Annotated in this window: 21 protein-coding genes; 7 read left to right on the top strand and 14 right to left on the bottom strand. The window is 59.6% G+C overall.

The features are described 5' to 3' along the window. Window positions 1-84 precede the first annotated feature (84 nt). The 4 genes from EXZ61_RS21635 to EXZ61_RS21620 form a co-directional block, all read right to left on the bottom strand. The gene (locus tag EXZ61_RS21635) at window positions 85-1,533 is read right to left on the bottom strand and encodes a dihydrolipoyl dehydrogenase (protein ID WP_142813983.1); all 1,449 of its coding nucleotides are present in this window, start codon (window positions 1,531-1,533) and stop codon (window positions 85-87) included. 16 nt (window positions 1,534-1,549) lie between these two features. Beyond that, complete coding sequence (locus tag EXZ61_RS21630; RefSeq protein ID WP_142813982.1) at window positions 1,550-2,038, bottom strand: nuclear transport factor 2 family protein; 489 nt, start codon at window positions 2,036-2,038, stop codon at window positions 1,550-1,552. A 166-nt stretch (window positions 2,039-2,204) separates the two neighbouring features. After that, window positions 2,205-4,271: a 2Fe-2S iron-sulfur cluster-binding protein gene (locus tag EXZ61_RS21625; protein WP_142813981.1), complete on the bottom strand. Its 2,067-nt coding sequence runs from the start codon at window positions 4,269-4,271 to the stop codon at window positions 2,205-2,207. A gap of 31 nt (window positions 4,272-4,302) precedes the next feature. Further along, on the bottom strand, window positions 4,303-4,917 hold the full coding sequence (locus EXZ61_RS21620) for a glutathione S-transferase family protein (RefSeq protein WP_142814364.1): 615 nt from the start codon (window positions 4,915-4,917) through the stop codon (window positions 4,303-4,305). 336 nt (window positions 4,918-5,253) lie between these two features. Here EXZ61_RS21620 and metX point away from each other — a divergent pair, with 336 nt between their 5' ends. From metX to EXZ61_RS21595, 5 genes are all read left to right on the top strand, one after another. Continuing rightward, window positions 5,254-6,402, top strand: a complete 1,149-nt coding sequence (gene metX, locus EXZ61_RS21615; protein ID WP_425353595.1) for a homoserine O-succinyltransferase MetX — start codon at window positions 5,254-5,256, stop codon at window positions 6,400-6,402. Further along, entirely contained in the window at window positions 6,399-6,980 is a 582-nt protein-coding gene (gene metW / locus EXZ61_RS21610; protein ID WP_142813979.1) for a methionine biosynthesis protein MetW, read from the top strand. Before metX ends, metW begins: the two co-directional genes overlap by 4 nt. Before the next feature lie 26 nt (window positions 6,981-7,006). Beyond that, window positions 7,007-7,858 (top strand): 2-oxo-tetronate isomerase, encoded by an 852-nt coding sequence (gene otnI / locus EXZ61_RS21605; RefSeq protein ID WP_142813978.1) that lies wholly within the window; start codon window positions 7,007-7,009, stop codon window positions 7,856-7,858. 85 nt (window positions 7,859-7,943) lie between these two features. Further along, window positions 7,944-9,404, top strand: a complete 1,461-nt coding sequence (locus EXZ61_RS21600) for a M20/M25/M40 family metallo-hydrolase (protein ID WP_142813977.1) — start codon at window positions 7,944-7,946, stop codon at window positions 9,402-9,404. 21 nt (window positions 9,405-9,425) lie between these two features. Further along, a complete protein-coding gene (locus EXZ61_RS21595) occupies window positions 9,426-10,280 on the top strand; it encodes an alpha/beta hydrolase (RefSeq protein ID WP_142813976.1) in 855 nt (284 codons plus the stop codon). A 38-nt stretch (window positions 10,281-10,318) separates the two neighbouring features. Here the strand turns inward: EXZ61_RS21595 and ald are convergent, their stop codons facing one another. The 5 genes from ald to EXZ61_RS21570 all read right to left on the bottom strand — a co-directional run bounded on the left by ald (window position 10,319) and on the right by EXZ61_RS21570 (window position 15,944). Beyond that, complete coding sequence (gene ald / locus EXZ61_RS21590; RefSeq protein WP_142813975.1) at window positions 10,319-11,434, bottom strand: alanine dehydrogenase; 1,116 nt, start codon at window positions 11,432-11,434, stop codon at window positions 10,319-10,321. Window positions 11,435-11,683: 249 nt separating this feature from the next. Beyond that, entirely contained in the window at window positions 11,684-12,787 is a 1,104-nt protein-coding gene (locus EXZ61_RS21585) for an agmatine deiminase family protein (protein WP_142814363.1), read from the bottom strand. A 5-nt stretch (window positions 12,788-12,792) separates the two neighbouring features. Further along, the gene (locus EXZ61_RS21580) at window positions 12,793-13,950 is read right to left on the bottom strand and encodes an extracellular solute-binding protein (protein WP_142813974.1); all 1,158 of its coding nucleotides are present in this window, start codon (window positions 13,948-13,950) and stop codon (window positions 12,793-12,795) included. A 30-nt stretch (window positions 13,951-13,980) separates the two neighbouring features. Continuing rightward, complete coding sequence (gene aguB, locus EXZ61_RS21575) at window positions 13,981-14,886, bottom strand: N-carbamoylputrescine amidase (RefSeq protein WP_142813973.1); 906 nt, start codon at window positions 14,884-14,886, stop codon at window positions 13,981-13,983. Further along, entirely contained in the window at window positions 14,883-15,944 is a 1,062-nt protein-coding gene (locus EXZ61_RS21570; protein WP_142813972.1) for an agmatine deiminase family protein, read from the bottom strand. Before EXZ61_RS21570 ends, aguB begins: the two co-directional genes overlap by 4 nt. Before the next feature lie 118 nt (window positions 15,945-16,062). On the opposite strand from EXZ61_RS21570, the gene EXZ61_RS21565 reads away from it, so the two are divergent. Then, the gene (locus EXZ61_RS21565; RefSeq protein WP_237219033.1) at window positions 16,063-16,932 is read left to right on the top strand and encodes a LysR family transcriptional regulator; all 870 of its coding nucleotides are present in this window, start codon (window positions 16,063-16,065) and stop codon (window positions 16,930-16,932) included. Between the two features lie 7 nt (window positions 16,933-16,939). On the opposite strand, the gene EXZ61_RS21560 is transcribed toward EXZ61_RS21565, so the two are convergent. The 3 genes from EXZ61_RS21560 to EXZ61_RS21550 all read right to left on the bottom strand — a co-directional run bounded on the left by EXZ61_RS21560 (window position 16,940) and on the right by EXZ61_RS21550 (window position 21,150). Beyond that, on the bottom strand, window positions 16,940-17,257 hold the full coding sequence (locus tag EXZ61_RS21560; protein WP_142813970.1) for a hypothetical protein: 318 nt from the start codon (window positions 17,255-17,257) through the stop codon (window positions 16,940-16,942). Window positions 17,258-17,342: 85 nt separating this feature from the next. After that, entirely contained in the window at window positions 17,343-19,496 is a 2,154-nt protein-coding gene (locus EXZ61_RS21555) for an NAD(P)/FAD-dependent oxidoreductase (protein WP_142813969.1), read from the bottom strand. A gap of 64 nt (window positions 19,497-19,560) precedes the next feature. Further along, entirely contained in the window at window positions 19,561-21,150 is a 1,590-nt protein-coding gene (locus EXZ61_RS21550) for a winged helix-turn-helix domain-containing protein (RefSeq protein ID WP_142813968.1), read from the bottom strand. Window positions 21,151-21,355: 205 nt separating this feature from the next. On the opposite strand from EXZ61_RS21550, the gene EXZ61_RS21545 reads away from it, so the two are divergent. Continuing rightward, window positions 21,356-21,985: a hypothetical protein gene (locus tag EXZ61_RS21545; RefSeq protein ID WP_142813967.1), complete on the top strand. Its 630-nt coding sequence runs from the start codon at window positions 21,356-21,358 to the stop codon at window positions 21,983-21,985. A 22-nt stretch (window positions 21,986-22,007) separates the two neighbouring features. Here the strand turns inward: EXZ61_RS21545 and EXZ61_RS21540 are convergent, their stop codons facing one another. Together EXZ61_RS21540 and EXZ61_RS21535 are read right to left on the bottom strand one after the other, a co-directional pair. Continuing rightward, window positions 22,008-22,388: a ribbon-helix-helix domain-containing protein gene (locus EXZ61_RS21540; RefSeq protein ID WP_142813966.1), complete on the bottom strand. Its 381-nt coding sequence runs from the start codon at window positions 22,386-22,388 to the stop codon at window positions 22,008-22,010. A gap of 61 nt (window positions 22,389-22,449) precedes the next feature. Then, the gene (locus EXZ61_RS21535) at window positions 22,450-23,031 is read right to left on the bottom strand and encodes a DJ-1/PfpI family protein (protein ID WP_142813965.1); all 582 of its coding nucleotides are present in this window, start codon (window positions 23,029-23,031) and stop codon (window positions 22,450-22,452) included. Window positions 23,032-23,060 lie beyond the last annotated feature (29 nt).

Here is a 23,060-nt window from a genome sequence, read left to right as displayed (position 1 = left end):
CCCCATTTGCCAGCCACTCAGGCGTGGGGCAAGTAGTCATTGCCCATGGGCGTGATGCTGCCGTGACGGACCCCCAAGCTCATGTCAAAACTTGGGGCCGCAATCCAAGCATTCTTCGTCACTCGGGCGCGGCAAGCGCAAAGCAGTCTGCAATTGCCGCAGTGCGGTGCGCAGTCCCTCCTCTACCACCGGGTGGTAGAACGGGCTGTCAAGCATTTGCTGCACCGTATCACCGCGCTGCACAGACCAGGCAAGCAAGTGCCCTAAGTGCTCTGCCGCGGGCCCTAGCATTTCTGCGCCAAGGAAGCGACCCGTCCCCACCTCCCCATAGACATGCAAAGCGCCTTGGTTGCGGCCCATCACGCGGCTGCGGCCTTGGTCTGAGAAGGACACGCGCCCGACTTCAAAATCAATGCCCGCAGAGCGCAACTCCGCATGGCTGGCGCCTGCAAGCGCGATTTGCGGTTCGCTGAAGACGACCGCCAAGGGAGCGCGCCGAGGACGCAAGCGCGCATCCGGATAGAGCCCTGCATTGCCACCTGCAATGCGCCCCTCGTCAGCAGCCTCGTGCAATAGGGGACGGTCTTCGTTGACATCTCCCGCTACGAAAATAGGCAGACCGGCGACCTGCGCTGTGTGGCGGTCGTGTATAGGTATTCCCCGGGCGTCGCGCGGCATGCCGGTGTTCTCCAAGCCAAGTTGGTCGACATTGGGCGTGCGTCCGGTGGCAGCGAGCAGCCAATCGAATGCCTCTTCGTGGACATCGCCCGCGCGGTTGCTGGTACGCACGATGACACGGTCGCCTTCGCGTCGGGGCTCAATGTGGGCAAGGTTGACACTCAGTGGCAACTCGTGTGTGAACACCTCTAGCGACAGTGCTTGCAATTCGGGGTCTGTGAGGGGGCCAACCCGCTCGCTGCGCCCATACAGGCGCACGCGAACGCCTAAGCGGTGTAGCGCTTGTGCGAGTTCCAAGCCGATAACGCCCGTGCCCACAACGGCCACAGAGCGTGGCAGATCTTGCCAGTCGAACACGTCGTCATTGATGATCAGCCGCTCCCCCAAGGCCTGTCGCCATGCCTCAGGAACAGCAGGTCGCGACCCTGTTGCGATGACGATGCGTTGCGCACGGACTTGGGTATCTCCGACCTGCAGAGTGTGCTGGTCTATAAACCGGGCATGCCCCAGCATGCGGTGCTCAGCTGGCCAATGCTCCACGGTGTCGACGACGAAGCCCACAAAACGGTCGCGCTCGCTGCGCACCCGCGCCATCACCGCGCGCCCGTCCACGTTGACGCCAGACGCCGATACGCCGAACTGTGGTGCTATCGCCATCATGTGTGCCGCGTCGGCGGCGGCAATCAGCAGTTTGCTGGGCATGCAGCCCACGCGTGCGCAGGTTGTGCCGTAGACACCGCTCTCAATCAACAAGACCCGTGGTGTGTGTTCAAGTGCGGCGCGGTAGGCCGACATGCCGGCCGTGCCAGCACCAATGATGGCAACGTCTGTCTCAACGATGGAGTTGGTGGTCATGGGAATGTCTCCTGGTTCATAAGCCTAAATCGCTCAGGCTTGCGTGGTCGTCGGGCCTGCGTCCCTGGGGCCAGTGGAACTTTCGCTCAGTCTCGGCGATAGGCTTGTCGTTAATGCTGGCAAAGCGCTTGTGCATGAACCCAAGCGCGTCGAATTCCCAGTTCTCATTGCCATAGGAGCGAAACCAGTTCCCTGCGTCGTCGCGCCATTCGTAAGCAAATCGAACTGAAATACGATGCTCATCAAAGGCCCAAAGCTCTTTGATCAGGCGGTAGTCCAGTTCGCGAGCCCACTTGCGTTCGAGCAGCGCTTGAACCTCTTGGCGCCCCACCGGAAACTCAGCCCGGTTGCGCCATTGCGTGTCGACGGTATAGGCCAGGGCAACGCGCTGGGGGTCACGCGTGTTCCAGGCGTCCTCTGCAAGCCGCACCTTCTGCGCCGCGGTCTCGCGGGTGAAAGGTGGCAAAGGTGGGCGTGGTGCGGGTTGGGGTGATGAATTGCTCATGGCAGGTTCCTGGCTGGGGTTTAGTCGGTTGATGGTGGCGTAGCTTTTGCAAGTCACGCATGACGTCTCGCCCGAGCCAAGCGGTGTCTTCGCCAAGCCCATAGGGGATTTCTGAAAAGAATGGCAATGGAAACATGGGGCAGTTCGGAGTGTGGTTTGCGTAGGCCTACAGTTCCAGCTCAATAGCAAGCTCGCTGCCTGAAGCAGGCTTGGCACAGCATAAAAGTACCTCTCCGGCGCCGGGTCGCCATGCGGGAGGCTCTGCGTAGGTCACGACGCCAGATGTCATGCGCGTGGCACACGATCCGCAGTGCCCGGCTCGGCACGAGAACGGTGGGTTCAAGCCTTTTCCTTCGGCAAACTCCAACAGCGTGCCGTGGCCAGGAGTCCATTGCGCTGCGTCACCTGTGCGCTTGAAATGCACGCTCGCTTGTTGTGCCGGTGGCAGCGGCGGTGAGGGGCGTTGAGCGCTTGCATCCGCGCGGCGCTTCAAGGCCGATGGGCCAAAAGCCTCGGCTTGGATGCGCTCATCACGTACGCCTAAGTCACGCAAGCCATCGTACAAACCCTGCATAAAGCCAGAGGGCCCGCAGAGAAAAAATTCATGGTCGTCAAAGGGAAGCATCGACTTCAGTAAATCGATGGTGAGTGGGCCTATGTGGGCACCGGTCGGTGCGCCTTGCGGTGCGCTCAGCACCGTGTGCAAGGCCATGGCGCCCTTGGCGTCTGCTACCAGCCCGAGCAACTCTTTGCCGAAAGCGCGATGTGCTGCATCGCGAGCCACTTGGATGACATGCAGGGGCCGGGTGCGGCGGTTGCGAAAACCTTCAATGACGAGATGGCGTGCAAACGCCACCATCGGCGTAATGCCAACCCCTGCGCCAATCAAGACCGCAGGGCGCCGCAGTTTGTCCTGAATCGTGAACTGGCCCCTAGGGCCCAATGCTTCGATGAGATCGCCTTCTTGAACTCGGTCATGCAACTGGCCCGAGGCTAGCCCTTCGCGCTTGACGCTGATTCGCAGGAGGGATTCGCTGGGGGAATTAGAGATGGTGTACGTGCGATGCAGGTACTCACCTGAGGCTGCTTTCAGACGGATCGGCAAATGCTGGCCTGCCTGAAACGTGGGTGCCGCATGGCCGTCAGCGGGCGTGAGATGGAACGACCGAATCACAGCGCTTTCTTGCACGATGCGACTTACGCGATAGGGGCGCCATGTTTGCGCCAGGGCTTGTGCTTTGTCTTTTGCCTGGGCCTCGGCCCAAGTGCCTGTGAGGACTGAGTTGGGCGAGAGCTCCCGGAAGGACCAGCGCAAGGGCAATGCGTCAGTAAAGCGCCACCCTGACTCCACGTGAAAGCGCCATGCGCGCTCGGCCCCCGCAAAAGCCTTTAGTTCGTCGCCGCTCCATACGACTTCAGCGGTACCGGTGAGCATGAGCAGGTCACCCGTCTCAAAGTCTATGAACACAATGCCAGCGCGTGGGTTCAACTGCAAGTTGCCCAAGGTCATGAAAAAGAAGTTGCCTGTGAAGTCCGGAACGAGCAGGGTGCGCTCGTCCTCTATCTTGACGAAACCGGGTCTACCTCCGCGGTGAGAGACGTCTGCTCCCCGCCCAGTTTGGCTATCGCTAAGGCCTTGCGTGCGCGGGGCATGGGTGGCCACGAACAGTGTGTCAGAGCGGGCGATCAAGGTCTGTGCCTTGGCGTCCAAAGCCTCTAACGCTTCGGTGGCACGTGGCGTGAGGTCCGTCGCTTCACGCACCCACTGAAATTCGCGCCCTTGAATGTACTGAGGGCAATTGCCCACGGACTGATCTACTTCAATACTGAAGCCATGCGTATCTGAGGCAAGCACGTGACCATTGACACGGTTGCGTCGTCGCGTGTGCAGTTCTATACCTAAGAAGCCAAGTTGCGCGTCCGCCGTCAACCCTTCGTTCAACGGGTCTCCCGTCACTGGGCGGGCTTTGAAGCGCAAGTGTTTTGCGTCGCTAGCCTGCACAAACCCAGGCTGTCCAACCAGCACGGATGCCCACGGCCGCCCGGCTGAATCCACCGAGCCCACCAGCATGAACGGCAATTGTTCAAAGAAGCGCTGGTGTTGCTCTGGCATGGCGTCGCGAATCACGCGCTGACCCAGGTCCACCATGCGATCACGAATACCTAAGCGGTCATGGACCGATTGTTCCCCCGCATGGAAGGGATGCTGTGGGCCCGTGTTCGCAATTTGCATAGTCAACTCCGCGTCGCTTTGTGGGATGGGCTTATGCAGCCAGACCTACGGGCGTTTTTTGGAAAGCAACAAAACCGGGCAGCGCTTCAATGCGTGTCAACCAAGCACGTACCTTGGGATAGCTCGACAAGTCCACATTACCTTCTGGGGCCGCACAGACATAGCTGTAGGCCGCAATATCGGCCAAAGTGGCGCTGTTGCCAACCAGGAATTGGCGCGCTGAAAGCTGTGACTCCATCACTTTCAATACAAGGTGCGCGCGGCCAATCACTTCCTCTGGGTTGTACTTGGCGCCAAACACGGTGATCAGACGTGCCGCAGCGGGGCCATATGCCAACTGGCCAGCGGCTACGGATAGCCATGCCTGCACATCGGCTTGGCCTTTGGGATCTGTTGGCAGCCACTTGCGGGCAGCGTCGTATTTCGTAGCCAGGTACACCAAAATGGCGTTGGAGTCGAACAGCATGGTCCCGTGGTCATCCAGCACGGGGACTTGGCCAAAAGGACTGTGTTGAATGAACTCAGGGGTTTTGTGCGCGCCCTTCATCAGGTCGACTTCGACCAATTCGTAGGGAATGCCAAGCAGAGATAAGCCGAGCTGCACACGGTGCGAGTGACCGGACAGTGGATGGCGGTGGAGCTTGATGGACATGGGTGTTTCCTTGGGTTGGTCATGGGTTTGAACAGGCATTCGCGCGAATTGAAGCGAATGGATAGACTGTATTTGTGCTGCCCAAAAACAGGAATATCCTGTGTTGTGAATTCACTATTCCGGTTTATGGAATGATTGCGCGCCCCGGGCTTTTGTGGACACCCAATGACCGGTGTTCGCGAATGGCCATACGCAAGTGGAGCTTGCTATACTTTGAGCGCGCCGATTTGCTACAGCTTGCGGGCGCTTAATAAGTTCAGCTAAAGACGCCAGCCAACCCGGCCTTGCCCTTAGCGATAAGTTAGCAACGCCGGGTTTTTTGTTTTGCACATGAACGCTACGCCACAGACCATGCACTTTGCCGACCGCTTGCCTTTGCAAAGCGGTGCGTCACTGGGCGCCTACCACCTGAGCTACGAGACCTACGGCACGCTCAATGCCGACAAGTCCAACGCTGTGTTGATTTGCCACGCCCTCAATGCCTCGCACCATGTGGCGGGCGTGTACGAGGGGCAAGCCAAAAGCCAGGGCTGGTGGGACAACATGATTGGGCCAGGCAAGTCCTTGGATACCAACCGTTTTTTTGTGATTGGCGTGAACAACCTGGGCTCATGCTTTGGGTCCACCGGCCCCATGCACACCAACCCCGACACCGGCAAGGTGTACGGCGCAGACTTTCCGGTGGTGACCGTGGAAGACTGGGTCAACGCCCAGGCCCGCTTGTTGGATGTGCTGGGCATTCAAACCTTGGCCGCGGTGATGGGCGGCTCCTTGGGCGGCATGCAAGCCTTGAGCTGGACCTTGCAATACCCCGACCGCGTGAAGCACGCTGTAGTGGTGGCCAGCGCGCCCAACCTCACGGCAGAAAACATTGCGTTTAACGAAGTGGCCCGCCGCGCCATCGTGACCGACCCCGACTTTCATGGCGGGCACTTTTACGAGCACGGCACCATTCCCAAACGCGGCCTGCGCATTGCCCGCATGATTGGCCACATCACCTACTTAAGTGATGACGTGATGAACGAAAAGTTTGGCCGGCAACTTAAAACCGCGCTGAAAAAAGGCGAGTTGGGGTCTTATCTGTATTCCACGCAGGATGTGGAGTTCCAGATTGAAAGTTACCTGCGCTACCAAGGCGACAAGTTTGCCGAGTACTTTGACGCGAACACCTATTTGCTCATCACCCGTGCGCTGGACTACTTTGACCCGGCCCGCACCTATGGCGGAAGCTTGAGCCAAGCCTTGGCGCGGGCCACATGCAAGTTTTTGCTGGTGAGCTTCACCACCGACTGGCGCTTTAGCCCCAAGCGCAGCCGCGAGATGGTGAAAGCGCTCTTGGACAACAAGCGCGACGTGAGTTACGCCGAGATCGATGCGCCCCACGGCCACGATGCCTTTTTGCTCGATGACGCCCGTTATATGGGCGTAGTCAGCTCTTATTTTGATAGTGTTCATCGCAGTCTGGAGGTCACAGCATGAGCGATTCCTCCATCATGCATGCGCTGGCCGAACTGGTGCCACACGGCGCGCGGGTGCTAGACCTGGGTTGCGGCGACGGCGCCATGCTGGACCACCTGCAGCGCACCCGTGGCTGCACGGGCTATGGCGTAGAGATTGCCGATGCCAATGTGCTGGCCTGCGTCAAGCGCGGTGTCAACGTGATCCAACTCAATTTGGATGAAGGCTTGGCCATGTTCGACGACGCCAGCTTTGACGTGGTGCTGCAAATCGACACCCTGCAACACTTGCGCAATGCCGAAGTCATGCTGCGCGAAACCGTGCGGGTGGGGCGGATGGGCATTGTGGCTTTTCCCAACTTTGCGCATTGGCCCAACCGCTTGAGCGTGCTCAAAGGCCGCATGCCGGTGACCCGCCGCTTGCCTTACCAGTGGTACGACACACCCAATATCCGCGTGGGCACCCATGCCGATTTGGCCGTGCTGGCCCAGAAAAATGGCCTCAAAGTGGTCGATAGCTTTGGTGTGCAAAACGGCCGCACCGTGCGCTTTGCGCCCAATTTGCGGGCAGGCACCTCGGTGTACCAACTGGCGCGCTAAAGCGCGCTGCAGAGCCTGTACGCACCATGCCCCGGTTTTGCGCCAATCTGTCGTTTCTGTACACCGAGCTGCCCTTTTTGGACCGCTTTGCCGCTGCGGCCCGAGACGGGTTTGCCGGTGTGGAGTATTTCTTTCCGTACGGCCACGCCCCACAAGACATTGCCCAGCGCTTGGCCGACAACGGCTTGGTGCAGGTGCTGTTCAACGCACCGGTAGCAGGGCCCGATAGCGCAGCCAACCAAGCCGCGTGGGACGCGGGCGCGCGTGGCTTGGCCTGTGTACCAGGGCGCGAGGCTGAGTTTCAAACGACCGTGCGCTTGGCATTGGAATACGCCCAAGCGCTGCAGTGCACCCAATTGCATGTGCTGGCAGGCGTGGTGCCCAGTGCCCATGCGGCTGACTTGGCTGCGGTGCACGCCACGTATCGCAGTAATTTGCGCTGGGCCTGTGCGCAGGCCGCTGCTCACGGTGTGCAGCTGTTGATTGAGCCCATCAACACCCGCGACATGCCCGGCTACTACCTGACCCGCCAGGACCAAGCCCACGCCATCTTGGCTGAGGTGGGGGCAGCTAATCTGCACGTGCAGATGGACCTGTACCACTGCCAAATCATGGAAGGTGACGTCACCACCAAGCTGCGCAGCTATGTGCCCACGGGGCGCGTGGGCCATGTTCAAATTGCCTCCGTGCCCATGCGCCAAGAGCCGGACCAAGGCGAGCTGAACTACCCTTTTGTGTTGGCGGAGCTGGATCGCTTGGCTTACCGCGGCTGGGTAGGGTGTGAATACAGGCCACGCCTAGGGGCGCACAATGGGGCCACGCAAGCAGGCTTGGCCTGGATGCAGGCTTACCGCAAACCCGCGTCAACGATTTCTTAACAAGTCGGCCCTGCGCCACTGCGGAACTAGCCCGCCCAGTGGCATGATGCAGGATTTTGCTTTTGGCTACAAAAGGACAAACACAATGAACGCACGAATTCCCGCCCATGCGCTGAATGACCAAGCCACCCTGGACCAGGTGAGCCAGAAGTGGGACAGCGACATTGTTCACCGCTTGGAGGAATACATCCAAGTGCCTGCCAAGTCCCCCATGTTTGACGCCGACTGGGCAGCCCATGGCTACCTGAACACCGTGGTGCGCTCCACCGCCGCGTGGATTGAGGCGCAAAAGGTTAGCGGCTTGACGCTGGAAGTGATTCAGATCGAAGGGCGCACGCCGGTTTTGTTTTTTGAAGTGCCCGCCACCAAGGTGGACTCCACCCAAACCGTGCTGATGTATGGCCACTTGGACAAGCAGCCCGAGTTTTCAGGCTGGCGCAGCGATTTGGGGCCATGGACACCCAAGTACGAAGACGGCCGCTTGTACGGCCGGGGCGGTGCAGACGATGGTTACGCCGCCTATGCCGCCATTGCGGCCATTCAGTCGCTCAAGAGCCAAAACGTGCCGCACCCCCGCATCGTGGGGCTGATCGAAACCTGCGAAGAAAGCGGCTCTTACGACTTGCTGCCCTATGTCGATGCGCTCAAGCCCCGTTTGGGCGATGTGAGTTTGGTGGTGTGCCTGGACTCTGGCGCTGGCAACTACGACCAACTCTGGCTCACCAGCAGCTTGCGTGGCCAGGCCACAGGTGTGTTGCGCGTAGAAATTTTGACCGAAGGCGTGCACTCCGGCGACGCCAGTGGCTTGGTGCCATCGAGCTTTCGCATCATGCGCCAGGTCTTGGACCGTTTGGAAGACAGTGCCACCGGGCGTTTGCTGCCCGCCAGCTTCCACTGCGAAGTGCCCGCCGACCGCTTGCAACAAGCCCAAGCCACGGCGGCCATTTTGGGTGAAGAGCTGTACAAGCGCTTCCCCTGGGCGCACTACGACTGCGGTGGTGCCACCCAGTTCGCCTTGCCCACCACGACAGATCCGCTGCAAGCGCTGTTAAACCGCACATGGCGCCCCACCTTGAGCGTGACCGGTGTGGACGGCATGCCGGACTTGAAGAATGCGGGCAACGTGCTGCGCCCCTACACCGCGTTCAAGATCAGCCTGCGTTTGCCACCCCTGGTGGAGGCCGCAGGTGCGGTGCAAGAACTCAAAGCGCTGCTTGAAGACAATGCACCCTACCAAGCCAAGGTGACATTTGAAAACGCAGCGGGCAATACCGGCTGGAATGCACCCAGCACCGCACCTTGGTTTGAGGCGGCGCTCAATGGCGCATCACAAGCCCACTTTGGCGCATCTTGCGGCTACATTGGTCAAGGTGGCACCATTCCGCTGATGAACATGTTGTCCAAGGGCTTTCCCAAGGCGCAGATGATGGTGTGTGGCGTGCTCGGCCCTAAGAGCAACGCCCATGGCCCCAACGAGTTTTTGCATGTACCCTACGCCAAGAAGTTGACCGCCGCGGTTGCGCACGTCATCGCGGCCTGCCCCTAAACCTACCGAGCGCCCCACGCCATGACCGATTCCACCCTCTCTGCACTGATTGCCAGCACCGGCGACCACGTCGCGGTGCAAGACTGGCCCTTGGATGACGATGTTCCTATGCGGGGCGTGGTACTCATCGTCCACGGCCTGGGGGAGCATGGCGGGCGCTACAACCATGTGGCGCGCAAACTCAATAGCTGGGGTTTTGCCGTGCGCGCCCATGACCACTACGGCCATGGCGAGTCTGCCGGTGTGCGTGGCGGCTTGCCAGACAAAAAGCGCCTCATTAGCGACTTGGCCGATGTGGTGGCCACCACCCGTGGCCGCATGCCCCGCAACACGCCTTTGATTTTGTTGGGACACAGCTTGGGCGGCTTGGTAGCCGCCCAGTTTGTGGCGCTGCGCATGCGCCCCATCGACGCCTTGGTCTTGTCGTCTCCCGCGTTTGACCCGGGCTTGAGTGCGTTTCAAAAGCTGCTCTTGGCGGTGTTGCCGCGCATTGCGCCTAATTTGCGCGTGGGCAATGGCGTGAAGCCGCAGTACCTCTCGCACGACCCGGCCGTGGTGAGTGCCTACAAAAAAGACCACTGGGTCCACGACCGCATATCGGCGCGCTTGGCCCGCTACATTGCGGACACGGGGCCCAAGACGGTGGCCATGGCCAAGCACTGGAAGGTGCCTACCCTGCTCATGTACGCAGGCGATGACCGCTTGGTCAACCCAGCAGGCAGCCGCGCCTTTGCGGCTGCGGCGCCTAAGTCACTGGTGCAGACGGTGTGCTTTGACAAGCTTTACCACGAGATTTTCAACGAGCAAGACGCAACGCCCGTGTTCGACACGCTAAAGATGTGGCTGGACGCACACGTTGCTAGCGTGGGTTTGTAAGCACGGCCAGCCGCGCCTAAACGCGGTCTGGTGCGGGCTTAGGCCAGCACGGAGTCTGCACTCACATAGCCCAAGCCCAGCGCATGGGCAACCGCTTCGTAGGTAACTTTGCCCTCGGCCACGTTGAGGCCGTTTTTCAGGTGGGGGTTGTCTTGCAGCGCGCGCTTCCAGCCCTTGTCTGCCAAAGCCACGGCATGCGCGATGGTGGCATTGTTCAGGGCAAAGGTGGAGGTGCGGGCCACGGCGCCCGGCATGTTGGCCACGCAGTAGTGCACCACGCCGTCCACCACAAACGTGGGGTCTGCATGGGTGGTCGCGTGTGAGGTTTCAAAGCAGCCGCCTTGGTCAATCGCCACGTCTACCACCACAGCGCCCGGCTTCATGCGCGCGACCATGCTGCGGGTTACCAACTTGGGCGCAGCAGCACCGGGAATGAGTACCCCGCCAATCACCACCTCGGCATCTAGCACTGCGTCTTCCACACTTTGGGCGCTGGAGTACAGCGTGTGGATGCGGTTGCCAAACACCAAATCCAACTGGCGAAGGCGGTCTACGTTTTTGTCCAGCACGGTCACCTTGGCACCCATGCCCACAGCCACCTGCAAGGCGTGCGTGCCCACCACGCCGCCGCCCAAAATCACCACATGGCCTGCTGGCACGCCGGGTACACCGCCGAGGAGCACGCCCATGCCACCCTTGGACTTTTCAAGGTGCGCCGCAGCCGCCTGCACCGCCATGCGGCCCGCCACTTCGCTCATAGGGGCCAAGAGGGGAAGCCCGCCACCGGGGCCGGTAATGGTTTCGTAGGCAATGCAAATGGCCCCAGATTTGACCAAGGCCGCCGTTTGCTCGGGGTCGGGTGCCAGGTGCAAATAGGTGTACAGAATTTGCCCGGGGCGCAGCATGGCGCACTCTTGGGGCTGCGGCTCTTTGACCTTGACCACCATGTCTGCCTGGGCAAACACAGTGGCTGCATCGGCCACGATCTGCGCGCCCGCCGCTTGGTACTGTGCATCCGCCAAACCGATGGCGGCCCCCGCCCCGGCCTGCACCAGCACCTGGTGCCCGTGGGCGACTAGCTCGCGCACGCTCGCAGGCGTGAGCCCTACGCGGTATTCATGGTTCTTGATCTCTTTGGGTAGTCCGATACGCATGGTGTCTCCTGTTTTGGTGTTGTAGGAATGCGCAGTGTGTTCCTGACCCACAGGAATGAAAACAGAGATCAGTGCGTCAGCGGCAGTATTCGATTGGCTAATGCCTTTCGGGCACAAACATGGCAAAAAGTGGCTATTGCGCCCATGGGTATTGCCCAAGCAGCTATCAAATAAGAAGCAAAAAAGGGGATGCAATGGCATCCCCTTTTGTGATTTGCTTGGAACGTTCAGCCTGCACGCTCCTAGGGCTCACGCCACGGCCGGTTCCTGCTGCGTCGTGCAATGGATTCCACCACCCCCAGCGGCGACGCCGTCGACGTTGAGCTGCACGACCTCGCGCGTAGGAAAGAGGTCTTTGAGCGTGTCGCGCGCGTTGGCATCGGCAGCGCGGTCACCAAATTGGGGTGCAATGACCGCGCCATTGCACACGTAGAAGTTGATGTAGCCCGCTGCGAAGTCCTTGCCCGCGTAGTGTTCACGCACGGTTGTGGGCGCTTCCATCACGACCACTTCCAGTGGCTTGCCTCGCGCGTCTGTCATCTCGCGCAGCATGGCTAAATGCCGCGTAGTCACCGCATGGTCGTAGGAGTCTGGGTCTGGGTCATAGCCCGCGAGAACCACGCCTGGGGATGCAAAGCGTGCGTAGAAATCGGTGTGGCCGTCGGTGATGTCTTTCCCCTTGATGCCCGGTAACCAGAGAATCTTTTCCAGCCCCAGAAGGCGCTTGAGTTCAGCCTCGCAGGCGGCTTTTGAAACGCCAGGGTTGCGGTTGGCATTGAGCACGCAGCTCTCGGTGATGATGGCCGTGCCGTGTCCATCTACCTCGATGCCGCCCCCTTCTAGGACCAAGCTGGTGCGCATGCGTTGCGCGCCTGCTCGGCCTGCAACGAAGGCGGCTACCTTGGCGTCGTGTGTGTGCTTCTGCTTCTTGCCCCAGCCATTGAAATTGAAGTCGACTGCCGCCTTCTTGCCTTGCGCGTTGGTCACGAATACGGGCCCTGAGTCGCGCATCCAGAAGTCATCCACCATTTGTTCGACCAGTTCGACGCGCGATCCCTTCAACAGGGAGGTCGCCTTAGCCATATCGCTGGGGCGCACCAGCATTGACACGGGCTCGAATCGGGCAATCGCCATGGCGATGTTGGCCAAGTCTTGTTGTACAACGGGCAACAGCTCTGCACCCCAAATGTCAAGTTGCGCACCAAAGGCCATCCACGTTCGCGCGTGCGGCTCTCCTTCGTCGGGCATTCGCCAAGCGGCTGTGGCGGGCGTGTTCGCCAAGCTCGGCAGCGCCTGCGTCATGGCCATGGATAAACCTGCGAGCGATTGGAGTGTTCTGCGGCGGTTGAGCATTTTTGTCACTTAGCTTTCTTGAAAGCTACGAAGGCTTGCTGCATGCTGCTGCGCGCTTCCGCGCTGAGCGCGCCAGTGAAAATGAGTCGTTTGATTGCTTCTTCGCTCATATTGATGCTCCTGTTCTGCTGCACATCGGGTGTGAGCAACGCTGCGGCCGCGGTGTTGCCCGTAGGGTAGTTAAACCCATTGGTCATGGCCGCAGCGTACTCTGGGCGCAGATAGAAGTCCACAAAAGCCATTGCGTTTTTCACATGCTTGGCTTCTTTAAGAATGCCCATGGCGTCATAGAAAAAAATGCCACCGGTTCGGGGAATCAGTGCCTCGATGACATCGTTGGAGCCGTTCTCTTTGATTCTGGAAGCCGCCATATTGATTTCGCTGGACCAACCGATCGCGACGCACGCTTTGCCGCTGGCCAGGTCGTCAATCATGCCGCTCGAAAACATCCGTATGTCGGGGCGTACTTTGGCCAGCATGTCCGTTGCGGCCTGTAAATCCGCTGCATCGGCTGAGCTGGGGTTCTTCCCGACATGGTGTAGCGCCAGCGGGATCACGTCGGTCGAAGAGTCTTGAAAGGCAATGCCGCAAGCCTTGAGCTTGCGGGTGTAGACGGGGTTGAAGACAAGGTCCCACGCGTTCTCTGGCATGGGCAAGCCGCCTAGGGCTTTTTGGGCTTTGCTTGTGTTGATGCCCACCGTTGTGAAACCCCATGCCCATGGGATCAAATGGCGATTGCCCGGGTCATCCAGTGCCAGCTTGGCCATCAGGTGCTTGTCCAAGTTTCCGTACCGGGTCAACTTGCCAGTTTCCAAGGCTTGCATGATGCCCCCTGCAACTTGCTGCTTGGCAAACACGTTCCCTGTGACCGCAATGTCATAGCCCGTGTTGCCTGCAGCGACCTTGGCGTGCATGGCCTCGTTGCTTTCGTAGGTGTCGTAATTGACCTTGATGCCAGTCTCCTTCTCGAAAGCTGCAATCGTTTCTGGCGGTATGTAGTCGGGCCAGTTGTAGATGTTCAGCACCTTCTCTGCGTCTAAGGCTAGAGGCGGTGCGGCCGTATCCATGGGTGCCACGGTGGTGGACGATGGTGCGGGTGCAGGTGAGCAGGCGCTCAGCAGGGCGGCCATTGCCCCTATGCACAGAATGGGGGAGAGTTGCATGAAAAATTCCTTTGTGTCAAAACCACGGCGTCAGCAAGCGAGCACGCCATCGCTGGTTAGCAGCGTGCGGTACATGGCAGGTCGCCGGTCACGGAAAAATCCCCAGCTTTGGCGGTCGGCGCGCATGGCATCAAGGTCCAGTGTCTGGATCAATATGGCTTCTTCCGTCCGCCCTGCTTCCTGCAGCTTGGCGCCCGTGTGGTCGGTGATGAAGCTGCTGCCATAGAAGGTGCTGGTGAGCGGCGCTTGCTGTGCGTTGCCATTGCCCAGCCCCGTCTCCGTACCAATGCGGTTGGCCGCTACCACCGGCACCATATTGGCGGCTGCGTGGCCCTGCATAGTGCGCTGCCAGTGGCCGCTAGAGTCATAGGCGGGGTCCCAGGGCTCGGAGCCGATGATGGTGGGAAAGCACAAGACCTCTGCGCCCATCAGCGCCAAGCTGCGTGCGGTCTCGGGAAACCACTGGTCCCAGCAAATGCCGATGCCGATGCGCCCAACCTGGGTGTCCCACACCTTAAAGCCGGTGTCACCGGGTGCAAAGTAAAACTTTTCTGTGTAGCCGGTTCCGTCGGGAATGTGGGTTTTGCGGTAACGCCCAAGTACCCGCCCGTCCGCGTCGGCCACGGCCACACTGTTGTAGGCCACGTTCCCTGCGCGCTCGAAGAAGCCAATGGGGATCACCACTTTGAGCTCAGCCGCGAGGCGGGCAAAATGTGCAATGCCCGTGTGGCCTTCAAACGGCTCAGCCAGCGCCAAGTGCTGGCCGTTTTGGTCGATGCAAAAGTACGGCGACATGAACAACTCCGGGCAAAGCACCAGCTGTGCACCACCGCTAGCAGCCTCTCGGATCAGCCGCTCGGCTCGCGCCATGTTGTCTTGTAGGTTCCAGCTTCCAGAGGCCATTTGGACGGCGGCAACCGTTAGTTTTCGGGTCATGGGTGCGCTCCGGGTGAAGACCTTGAAATGCAGGCAGGTTGTTGTTGGGTCGAGCAGTGCAAGCTACCGCCGCCCATCGAAATGGCGGTCACGGGCAACAACTCCACGGCTCGCCCGGGGAAGGCTTGGGCAAACACTTTGCGTGCAGCGTCGTCCTCAGGCACGCCGAAAGCGGTGGACACCACTGCGCCATTGAGCAGCACGTAGTTGGCATAGCAGTCGCAATAGCGTTCGGAGCCAAACCGCTCGCTCACGATAGGGGAGGGAAGTTCCAAAAACTCGAAGTGTCGACCGGCAGCATCGGTCGCAAGCGCCAACGCGCGGCGGTTTTCTCGCATCACGCGGAAATACTCGCCCTGGTCGGGGGACGCCGACTGCACCAAGACACGCCCTTGGCCGATGAACGACGCGATGCCGTCCACATGCCCGTTGGTTTCTACTTCGCCAGGGTTGCCTGGCAGCCAAATGACTTTGCGGACACCCAGCATGCGGCCTAGTTCTTCCTCAATCTCCCGGCGATTCATGTGGGGGTTGCGGTTGGGGTGCAACAGGCAAGACTCGGTTGTTAACAGCGTGCCCTGTCCGTCCACGTAAAACGACCCCCCCTCTAGCACCATGGCGGAGTTGACGATCCGTACCCCTGCGGTGCGCGCCATGTCTTGCGCCAGCTGTTGGCAGCCATCGTGTGGTTGGTACTTTTCGCCCCATGCATTGAAACGGAACACCGCCGCAAGCAAGGAGCCATCTTTGCCACGCAGGAAGACAGGCCCACAATCGCGGATCCAATTGTCCTCAGCCGCCACTTCGACCACTTCTACCGTGGGTCCACACAGGCGCCGTGCTTGCTCGGCCCTGGAGTGGTGGGCGGTGACTTTGCAGGGTTGGTAGCGGGCAAAGGTTTGGGCTGCTAAAGCAAACTCTTGTTCAACCCGCGGGTAATGCGCACCCCACAAGGTTTCCCGGTCCTGTAGCACTGGCCAGCCCAACCACATGGCGGCCATGGGTTCCCATTCAGCGGGCATGTGGTAGCCCTGCAGACGGGCATCGAATCGACGCATAAAGCACTTCCAAAGTTGATGTGCTGCGAGTCTAAAAAGCATCAGATACAAATAAAAGCGAAGTTTTTTGCCTTTATTGATCAATAATTTTCATATGTTGCTGCCACGTGTTCCCTCCATGAAGTTGTTGATCGGCTTTGAAGCGGCCGCTCGCTTGGGCAATTTTTCTCGCGCTGCCGATGAACTGGCCCTCTCGCAAAGTGCGATCAGCCATCAAATTCAGTTGCTCGAAGCCCAGCTCGGCCAGCCGGTGTTTCGGCGCATTGGCCGGGGGGTGGAGTTGACCGTGGCTGGCAAAATTTTGCTCAGCAGCGTGCAAGGGGCCATCAACACACTGCGCAATGGCATGGGCCGTATCAACAGCTACCAAGATGAAGGCTTGGTGGTGTTGGTGTGTCCGGCGCCGCTCATGCATGGTTGGTTGCAAGCGCGCATGGTGCGGCTAATGGCCGACCTACCCGGTCTATGTCCCTTGTTGTCGACCGACGTTACAGCCCGCTATGTGGATGAGATTGATGTGGACATTTCCATTAGCGAACGCCCTCTCGCCCAGAGTGGACTCAAGGAGTCACCCCTGATGACTGATAGCTGGGTGATGGTCGCATCTACCGCACTGTTACCGAGCTTGGAAGGCGTTGCAGTTGATCAGCACCATGCGCATGTGGGGCTGGTTTGCATGGAAGATGCATTCACGGGCCAAGCAACGGCGGATGTGTTTCGCGAACATCTGCACCGCTTTCGCAAAAGAGTCATCTACGACGACGAACGCCTGCTGTTAGACGCAGCCCAGCGCGGACTAGGGCTGGCCTTCTTGCCACGTTCGCTTGCCCAAGAAGCGATGGATGAGGGGCGATTGCATGCGCTTGACGGGTACCCAGTGGTACCTGGCAAGACGTGGTGGATTTCTCGGCGGGCCGACGAACCGCGCAGCGAGCGCATTACCCAAATGCATGACTGGCTGCTTCGGGAGGGGCAAGCTGCGTCCTGAGAAGCCTTCAGATAAAGGCTGAAACGAGGATGCCGCCAAAAGCCGCGCCCAATCCCACCATGTACATCTTGAGCGTGACACGGTAGTGGGCCAAGGCGTCTTCCTGCGGCACGCTGGGCTGAAGCATGCGAAACAGCGCAGCGAACAGCAGCAGTGAGCCTACAAAACAGCCCACAAATACCACCCAGTCTGACCATGTGCGCAATGCGAAATCTGGCTCCGTCACCCATTGGCCTAAAAAGCCCACGATAAAGCCGAGGATCACGCCCAGTGAAGTCACAACGGGTTGGCGGTAGTCTTTGAGTTCGAAGGCCTGTGGGCTCATGGTGCTTTCTCCAAGGTGGATGGGGCGGTAGCGTGTGCGTCATGCATTTGCGACCGCTCCATGTTTTATCGATCTATTGCGCGGCTCATGCCCCGGTGGGCGATTCAGGTGTGGGATAGCCCGGGATATCGCGCAGGGCAGGGTAGCCGCTGATGGCGTGGGCGGCGAGCTTGCCGCCCATGACGGCACCTTCTACGCTCCCTACGTTCAGGCCGGTGTAGATCCAGTCGCCTGCGATGGCGAGGTTGCTAAAACCGCTGCCCCAGGCTTTGAGACGCGCGGCTGTGCTGCCGGGAGGGGATGTCACATAGCTCTCGGTGGGGTCGATGTTGGCGCGCCAGAATTGTTGGTTAAAGCGCTGCACGCCCAAGCCCGCGTTGGCATCGTCATAGCCTTGTAGCAGGCTAAAGTCCAGGCCCACGGGGTCGCCGGGAGGGCTGATCACGTTGGTGGTGGACTTGGGCAGCAGGGGCCCCATGCTGGCTTGCAGGTACTGGATGCACTGGGCCTTGACGCGGGCGTGGGCGCGCGCTGGGTAGTCGGTGTCGGTGAACGGCGGGGGCGCTTCGTACTCGGCCATGGCACCGCTGAAGTACCACAGCGATTTAGGTTCTTGGTCAGCGGGCCAGCTCTCCCAGGGCAGCAAGTGGGTGAAGTCCACCTGGCCGTCCAAGGGGTTGAGGTAGGTCGCACCGATCACGGTGTCGTGGGGGTTTTTGAACTCGATGTCCCAGCCCAGTTCGGTGGTGCTGCGGTTCATCCACAGTTGCATGGTTTGCGTTTGCACGGTGGTGACTTTGTCCACCATGTTTTGCCACTCAGGCTTGGCCGCCAACAGCTCTTTGCACAGGTAAGGCACTGCGCCTATGGAGATGGCGAACACAATTTGGTCAAAGTCTTGGCCAGCGACCAACTGGCGTTTGGCGACAGGCTGCCAGCCATTCCAGTAGGACTCCAAATCCACCTTGCCCGCCTTGAGTGCGTCGCCCTGCACAAGCTGGTCGAACATGGGCGTGGCGGGCCATGAAGGCAGACCTTTGACCATGAACAGCGGCTCGTACACCGCCTGCGGGTTCTTCAACGTGGCTTGCACGTCAAAGTTGATGGTGGCCACCGAGCCTTTGTCGGCGCTCAGGCCCAAGGACTCGACCTTGTGGAAGAACTCAAACTTCACACCGCGTTTGCGCAGCACTTCGTACAAAGGCGCAATGATGGTCTCGCCCGTGCCTGCCTCAAACAGCCACGCGAATGCACCCATATAGGCAAAGCTGCGTATCGTCCAGTGCAAGTAGCAGCCCGCGCCCATGAGCGCAGTGCGTGCGGTGTCGCCTTGGGGGTATTGGTACGACAGGTTGACGGTGTTGAGCGCCATCGGCGACGAGGCCACCATGACGGAAGCGCCGTGGCGGATCAACCAGTCGCTGAAGTTCTCATCGTCCAAGTGGTCAAAGCCTTTGGTGGCCACTTCGTCCTTGATGCATCCACGGATGATGGCCAGCAGGTACTCCCCCACGATGAGCAGGCGGCGAATCTCGGTGTTGTCGTCCAGCAGGTCCACCGCAGTGTCGCGAACCCAATCCCAGGCTTTTTCCAAAGCGTGGCTGACGCCGGATTCTTCCTCATGCAGATTGGTCTTCGCTTTTTCGATGCTGCTCAGCGTGTGTTTGATCACTTGGCGGCCCACGGCCCACTTGGCTTTGTCCAACAGCCCTTGCGCGCCGTGTGCCGCTTCATGGTGGTCGAACAAGCCTTCTAGCACCGCAGCGGTGGATGCAATCCAATGTTCTACAGAGCGCAGCTTGTCCAATGACGCGGGGTCGCTGGGCAACAAGCTGTTGGTGGGCGAGGTAAACGGCCAACGGATCATCTTGCCGTCGATGTACTCCCACATCAAGACAAAACTCTCGGGCTTAAACGCCTCTTCAAAAGTGGCCAAGGGCTGGCCCGGTGCGCGGCCCAGGGCGGCATAGCAGTCGCGCATCATGGGCAAGGCGTTGTAGTAGCTGCCCAAGAAACCGTGGATGCCGTGCTCTTCAATACGGTCATTGGGCCCACGGGCGGTGGCGCACTTGCCGCCCAAACGCCAACCCATTTGGTACAGCGTGATGTCTAGGGAGTCTTGCCACTGGGGCTGGCTGCTTAGTTCGAACGCGGTGGCGAGTGCCGAAATGCCGCCACCAAGAATGGCAACTTTGCGTTTGGCGTTGCTGCTGGGCAGTGTCGTAGGGTCTTGGGCCATGCAGGGTCTCTCTCTTTTTGGGTTGGTTGGGAGGTCAGGACCGCCTCCTTTAAGCCCGAAAAGTTTAAGGCTGCCAACCGGCCAAACTGAGTGCGTGCAAAAATTTATCCCGGTGCTTCGGCTCCACAAAGGGATGACCCAAGTGAAAGGCCCCCAAGTTGTAGGGCCGGTTGGTGAGCGCAGTGTTCAAACTCGCCTGTGCAGCCGGCAGGTTGTTGAGCATGGCGTAGCAAGCGGCCAGCAACAGATGGTTAAAGAACCAGTCGGGGCGTTTGGCAACCGCTTCTTTGGCGTAGCGCAATGCGTCCACATAATTCTCTTGGGTGAACTTTGCAATGGCGCGTGTGCGCACCCACAGGCTTAAGTGGGGGTCGTGCGGGCTGGAGTCTATAGCCTGCAAGACAAGCTCTTCTGCCTCGTCAGGCCGCGCAGAAAACGCCAGCAAACGACCCAATTCACCTGCGGCAGCCGCAAATTGGGGGTACAGGCTCAAGGCCCGCTCTAGCTCACCAATAGCAGCATCCATTTGGCCGCACAGTGACTGCGTAGTCCCCAAGGTAAAGTGGGCGTAGGCGTCACGGTCGTCATTGCGTACCGACATCATGGCCAGGCGGTAGGCCTCCCCTACCGCGGCTTTGGGGTCTTGGGACCAGCCACCCCACAGTTGGGCCAAGTAGGTAAACGCCATGAGCGACAGGGTGGGCGAATCGTCAGGTTTGCGCTCCAAAGCTTGGCGCAAAAGGTTTTGTGCCTTCAAAACGTGGTCGGGGGTAGAGCGCCAAAAATGCCAACGCGCCCGCATGAGCATGTCCCAATGCTGCATGTCTTGCTGCGCCACTTCGGAGGCCACGCGTTCTTCCCGGTGCAGGTATACCGGTTCGATGGTGCTCACCACGTGGGCAGAAATCTGGTCTTGTAGCGCAAACAAATCCGCCAAAGGCCGGTCGTAGCGGTCAGACCATAGCGTTTCTTGGGTAATGGTGTCCACCAATTCGGCCGTCATGCGCAAGGTGGTGCCCGCTTTGCGCACACTGCCCTGTACCAAATAGCGCGCACCCAAGGCCAAGCCAATCTGTGCATTGCCGAGGCTGCTACCCCGGTAGGTAAACGAGGAATTGCGTGACACCACCAACAACCACGGTGAACGGGTCAATTGGGCGATGATGTCCTCGGCCAAACCATCCGAGAAATACTCTTGGTCTGCATCGCCATTCAAATTCACAAAGGGCAGCACCGCAACGGTGCGCCTGTGGGCCATCAGGTCTTGGGCGCGGCGTTGTCCATGCACGCCTGCAGGCTTAGGGGCTTCTACGGCCCCCTCCACAGGAGCCGCCGCTGGCGTGACCGATGAAATTCGGGCCGTAAAGCGATAGCCCCGCCCGGATACGGTTGCAATCGTCTCGTTGCCCAGCAAACGCCGCAGCGTAGACACGTGCACCTGCAAATTGTTTTCTTCGACCGCAACGCCAGGCCATACGGCGTCCAACAGCTGCTGCTTGGTCACCAACTTGCCAGCGTTGTCAACCAGGGCAGACAGTACATCAAAAGCGCGCGCGCCCAAACTCACCGCTTTGTCATTGCACAGCAAGCGCCTTTCGTGGCGTTGCAGCACAAACGCACCAAACACACTGTCAGTAAGGGGAGAAGAAGGCACCTAAGAGAAAACTTTCGCGATACACCGGGTTCAGTGTGTAAAAAAATGTAGTTCCTTAGAACTCAGGGGCGGATTTTGGCATGTCAGCATGCATTTTTCAGGAATTTTCAGGTTTTCTTTGGGACTTTTGTCGCGTGTACGACGAAACTGCATGTCATATTTTTGACAAATGGCCCCCTAGTGGCCAATGGCACAAGGACTAACGATGCTGTCACACACCCAAACCGCTCCACGCGCTGCAGCGCGTAGTGAAAAAGCCTCGCGTTCTGCCGTCCCGGCCCAGGCCACGCCCGCAGCAACAGCGCAGCCTTTGTGGCGCCAAACCTGTTTGGTAGACAACCGATACGGTCGTGAAGAGGCCTTCACGATAGGGCCGGATGGCTGCGTGTGGAGCTTTTTTCCAGATGCCTTGGCGCAAGCCTTCGATGTGAGCTACTGCTTGGAGAGCCTGGGCATGCCTGCGGATGTGCTGGCTGTAGGCAAGGACGAATTCGGTAATTTGGTCGCAGTGGCGGCCAAGGGCCTGCAAGTCCAGTACCGCGTAGAACTGCCCCATGCCCAAGGCGCGCAAGCCCCGGCGGCGGCGGCACGCTGGTCAGAAGTTCGCCACGCCAACTTGCCGGCTATGCCGGGGGCCATTGCCATTGAACGCTTGTACACGCAAGACGTGTTTGGTAGCCACCACATTGCGGCCATGGTCAGAATGGATGCCTCGGTCGATGAGTCCACCGTGCGCTTGTTGTATTGCAACTGGACCGAACAAAACCCAGAGTTCTTTGCAAGTAACGAAGCGCGCGAACTGGGGCAACTCGCCCGCATACAAAACGCGCATTGAGCGCGGTACACGGCGGCCAGTACTAAGCCGCAGTGCGCCTTGCCTGCGTTAGGCATTGCCCGGCGCGCCCCTCAGTTTCCAGCACCCTTCGCGCGTTGAGGCTGCTAATAGGAATGCTGGCATCTTGCGGAATTCCGCCTGAGAGTTGCAGCGCCATGTAGCGACCGCAGCACACCCGCAAAAAAGACGCAAAGTTGTCTACCTCGCCGCGGTCTTGCACCAGCTCGTCATATAGCTTGGTGCACAGCTGGGGCACGCTCATGCCATCGCGCTGGGCAATCTCTAACAGCACCTGCCAAAACAGGTTTTCCAGTTTGATGCTCGTGGCCACCCCGTGCAAACGCACAGAGCGGGCACGGCTTTCGTACAAATGTGGGTCAGCACTGATGAACACTTGGCACATGACAACTCCCCATGAACACCCCTTAGGCAACGGGCCATATTGTCCCGCCGCATTAGCGCTGTCAATGCTGAATACGCGTACCCAGTAGCACCAAGAATTGCGCAATCCACGCCGGGTGCGCTGGCCACGCGGGGGCTGATACCAAGTTGCCCTCAGTGACCGCACTGTCCACGGCAATGTCGGCATAAATGCCGCCAGCCAACTCCACCTCAGCCCGGCAGGCGGGGTAGGCTGAGCAGGTGCGCTCTTTCAAAACCTTGGCCCCGGCCAAGAGCTGTGCGGCATGGCAAATGGCGGCGACCGGCTTGTTGGTGTCAAAAAAATGCCGCACCATGGCCACCACGGCAGGGTAGGTGCGCAAGTACTCCGGGCCACGTCCGCCCGGCAAAACCAGCGCGTCATACTGGGTCGCTTGCACCTCCGCAAAACTGGCGTTCAGCACAAAGTTGTGGCCGGGCTTTTCGCTGTAGGTTTGCGCGCCTTCAAAGTCGTGGATGGCGGTTTTGATGTGGTCGCCCGCCTTTTTGTCCGGGCACACCGCATGCACGGTATGGCCCACAGCCAGCAGCGCCTGAAACGGCACCATGGTCTCGTAGTCCTCGCAGTAGTCACCGCAAATCATCAAAATCTTTTTAGCAGCCATCGTGGTCTCCTCGTTGTAGTTGGGAGTTC

Origin of the sequence: Rhodoferax aquaticus (genome assembly GCF_006974105.1) — a bacterium.
Classification (GTDB): domain Bacteria; phylum Pseudomonadota; class Gammaproteobacteria; order Burkholderiales; family Burkholderiaceae_C; genus Allorhodoferax; species Allorhodoferax aquaticus_A.
Note: the sequence above shows the minus strand (reverse complement) of the source record. Positions and strands in the feature narration are given on the sequence as shown.